The organism is Methanolobus psychrotolerans, from assembly GCF_002243045.1.
Taxonomy (GTDB): domain Archaea; phylum Halobacteriota; class Methanosarcinia; order Methanosarcinales; family Methanosarcinaceae; genus Methanolobus; species Methanolobus psychrotolerans.
The window spans coordinates 1-3,164 of record NZ_MBKP01000095.1; the positions used below are offsets into that span (position 1 = coordinate 1).

Consider the following 3,164-nt stretch of genomic DNA (forward strand, 5'->3'; position numbering starts at 1 on the left):
ATCCTTACCTATGTTTTCGGATTTGAATGTTGACAAGAGCACCCGTGATAACAGGGTATGGTAACATTTGACTCGTTTAAATTGATTCTAATATCTGTTTATAGTTGACAAGAGCACCCGTGATAACAGGGTATGGTAACACGTTCATGTCTGTTAGTTCTGCTACAAGTTCAATGTTGACAAGAGCACCCGTGATAACAGGGTATGGTAACTCGTCTGTACAACGTTTTTACCGCTTGACGACAAGTTGACAAGAGCACCCGTGATAACAGGGTATGGTAACACCCTTAAAATCTTTGTAGTACCTATAAATTCCGTTGACAAGAGCACCCGTGATAACAGGGTATGGTAACTGGTCTACCGCGTTCCTGCTTTGTTTATCCTGCCAGTTGTTGACAAGAGCACCCGTGATAACAGGGTATGGTAACATATGTACGTGCCATCTTACCGGCGTGCTCATAGTTGACAAGAGCACCCGTGATAACAGGGTATGGTAACATTTCTTCTTTCTATGAGTACCTTATTTACAAAAAAGTTGACAAGAGCACCCGTGATAACAGGGTATGGTAACCGATTTTTATTAAAAGAATACTTGTAGTCTATTTCTTTTAATGCCAAATGATTATGTTTTACAGTTGTTAATAACGAACCATAGTGAGGAATCTCATGAGAAACGAGTTAGGTGAAAACGTTCCTGAAAATGTCATTCAAAAAGGAAAAGAGATGGGGTGCATGAACTGTCCAAAGTATATTTACATGGATGGTAAATATAATGGATTCCCAGCTGCAAGCATTGGTGGCAAAAAAGCTTCACGATTTCATTCTCTTGGCAGTGCTAATGCAAATAAGGTGATGCTTGGCGATGGCTGGGTTGCTTTCAGGTCTCCATCTCATGGAGGTTCCATGGTAAAAGGATCTGTGAGGCCCTCAGTGATTTCAAGGGGTTCTGCTATGATCGGGGGTTTTGATGGTGCCGCAGGATTATGGAAATCTCTTGAGGAACACAGAGGCAGTATTTATTCGAATAAGTTGAGAAACACATGGGACGAAATACTTGCTGTTTGCCATTCTTTTAAAGACAAGGATGTACAGGTTTTTAGTAGAAGAGATGGATTTTCATGCATAATCTCTGGCCTTAAAGTCCTGCAATTGAAATTAGAATCTTCCGGTCTGAAAATGACACTGTTCCGAAACGTTCACAATCCTGGAAAAAGAAGTGTTCACCAGATTAAAAACCACTACAATATTGACAATTCTGATGTTCAATTACTTCTTGTCCAGATAAAAAACCATCTGGATGAGCAGTCAAAGACCATTGGTCAGCTAAGGAAGAATAATTCAATTGGTTATATGGAAAAATGGTTACATAACCTCTTAATAGAAAGTTTTGAGCTGAACAAAATTGAAGGTTTAGAACTGGATTTCTTGTATTACGAGGTTCCACTGGGTAAAGTGAAGCGGAATATGCAGTATGGCAGGGAACATGCTGACATATTTGCTCGGGATAGCTCCGGTTCCTTGGTGATCATAGAAGTGAAGGAGAGTTCTTTCAACATTGATGATGCTGTAAGGCAGGGTATTTCTTATGTAAAATGGGTGGATGATTACAAGTATCAGCTTAAACCCAGAACAAATGAATTAGGATGGGATGTCGATCTTGATTCCTTAAAGCTCTATGTTATTGCTCCTGGGCATGATATCGATAAAGGTCATATTGAGCACAACCTTGGAGAAACAATAAACGATTATGATGTTACTGTTATTCTCATCAATGAAGACTGGCATACCAGCAGATGTATTGGGATCAACAAAGTGATTACAGTACTTCTCTAATTTTTCTGCTCAAAAGGAACTCAACCCTGTAGTTGATGGAATCCACAGAATCCCTATCCAGTCAGTATATTCGGCTAGTTCTGTTATATTATACTCATTAATCAGGGAGCTGCTCGTTACAATTGATGCGATAAACCCCATCTCATGAGCATCTACAGAGCCGAATTTGCTATACTGATTTTGATCTTAATGAGGAACTTAAATACCTTCACTCCTTTGGGGAAAGCTTGCTGAGATGAACTGGATAGTATCTACAGATGGCCTTAACCCGATCACGATGACATAGTTTTCTTGTCAACATAATCTAATTACCACTACTTTTTGACTAAGTCACCCTTATTCATGGCTGGTTTTTGGTGGTTCTTATTGTCAGGCGTTTGTGCCTTCGGCACGGTACGGGACGAGTGGACATAAAGCATGGAGGTGATGGTGCATTGATGTAATAATTGATGTTGAATCAATAAGTGTTCAGCAAAAAACACGAAAATGGATGATCAGTGGTAATGGATATTATAGGCATTCTACCAGGTTATGAGGTGTGAGGCCGTCTAATTAGAACTTCGGCATAAAAATGTATCTTTTTTTTTCGTTATCCTCAGCACCTATTTTTTTGTGGGGGGGGGCGGTAGTATAACTAGCATAAATCTGGCCCGCCTCATGGCTAAAAAATCTTTGATGTATGGAGGAGTCCAGTTTGAGGCCTTCATTGAAAACTACCTGAACAGAGAAAGTGCCCCAATTTGCCAATTCCTGAACTTCCTCTGCATAGAAGATATTTCAAAGCACGTGGAACGTGCTTATTATGCCAACAATAGTTGGCATTACAACATAACATTTCCTCAATGATAAATATGCTGATTACAATTCCCATTACGAATGCAAAAAGGACAAAGCCCATATCACGATAGTAGAGACCTATCTTGTTTTCATTACACATACAAATGGCAAAGCAGGAGATTCCCCCGAACTTATCAAACGTGTTGAAGCATTGAAAAAATGAATGCAGATATTGATCTTTATTCAGTTGATACGGGTTGTGAACTACCACCCTATAAATAAGATGGCTTCTTGCTTCATCATCAAATCTATTGATTAATTCCACAAGCTTGAACTGTAGTTCCTACAGCACGATTTAGAATATTAATAGCAGCATTATGGTCACGGTCAATAACTAATCCGCAGTGAGGGAAATTATGTATTCTCACCGCTAATGATTTTTTCGACTTTTTGACCACATTTGCTACAAAATTGTGATGTATTACATGGATTGACTAATTCTACAAACTTACCAGCTTCTTCCGTTTTGTATTTTGTAATCTGAATTAGATTAC

General features: G+C 39.1%; 3 protein-coding genes and 1 CRISPR repeat array. Of the genes, 1 reads left to right on the plus strand and 2 read right to left on the minus strand.

The window, feature by feature from the left end; all coding sequences use genetic code 11:
• The first annotated feature begins 28 nt into the window (after positions 1–28).
• A CRISPR array of direct repeats spans positions 29–571; the repeat unit is 37 nt; unit sequence GTTGACAAGAGCACCCGTGATAACAGGGTATGGTAAC.
• A gap of 95 nt (positions 572–666) precedes the next feature.
• The gene (locus BB781_RS15125) at positions 667–1,833 is read left to right on the plus strand and encodes a hypothetical protein (protein WP_094229274.1); all 1,167 of its coding nucleotides are present in this window, start codon (positions 667–669) and stop codon (positions 1,831–1,833) included.
• Between the two features lie 1,085 nt (positions 1,834–2,918).
• Here BB781_RS15125 and BB781_RS16560 read toward each other — a convergent pair.
• Both BB781_RS16560 and BB781_RS16565 read right to left on the minus strand, forming a co-directional pair.
• Positions 2,919–3,068 carry a zinc ribbon domain-containing protein gene (locus tag BB781_RS16560; RefSeq protein WP_394335349.1) on the minus strand — a complete coding sequence of 50 codons (150 nt, stop codon included), beginning with the start codon at positions 3,066–3,068 and terminating at the stop codon, positions 2,919–2,921.
• Positions 3,025–3,156 (minus strand): zinc ribbon domain-containing protein, encoded by a 132-nt coding sequence (locus BB781_RS16565; RefSeq protein ID WP_394335348.1) that lies wholly within the window; start codon positions 3,154–3,156, stop codon positions 3,025–3,027. Before BB781_RS16565 ends, BB781_RS16560 begins: the two co-directional genes overlap by 44 nt.
• Positions 3,157–3,164: the final 8 nt, after the last annotated feature.

Excerpts from the sequence above, each read along its gene's own strand:
- BB781_RS15125 (WP_094229274.1), top strand. The coding sequence starts at position 667 with ATGAGAAACGAGTTAGGTGAAAACGTTCCTGAAAATGTCATTCAAAAA.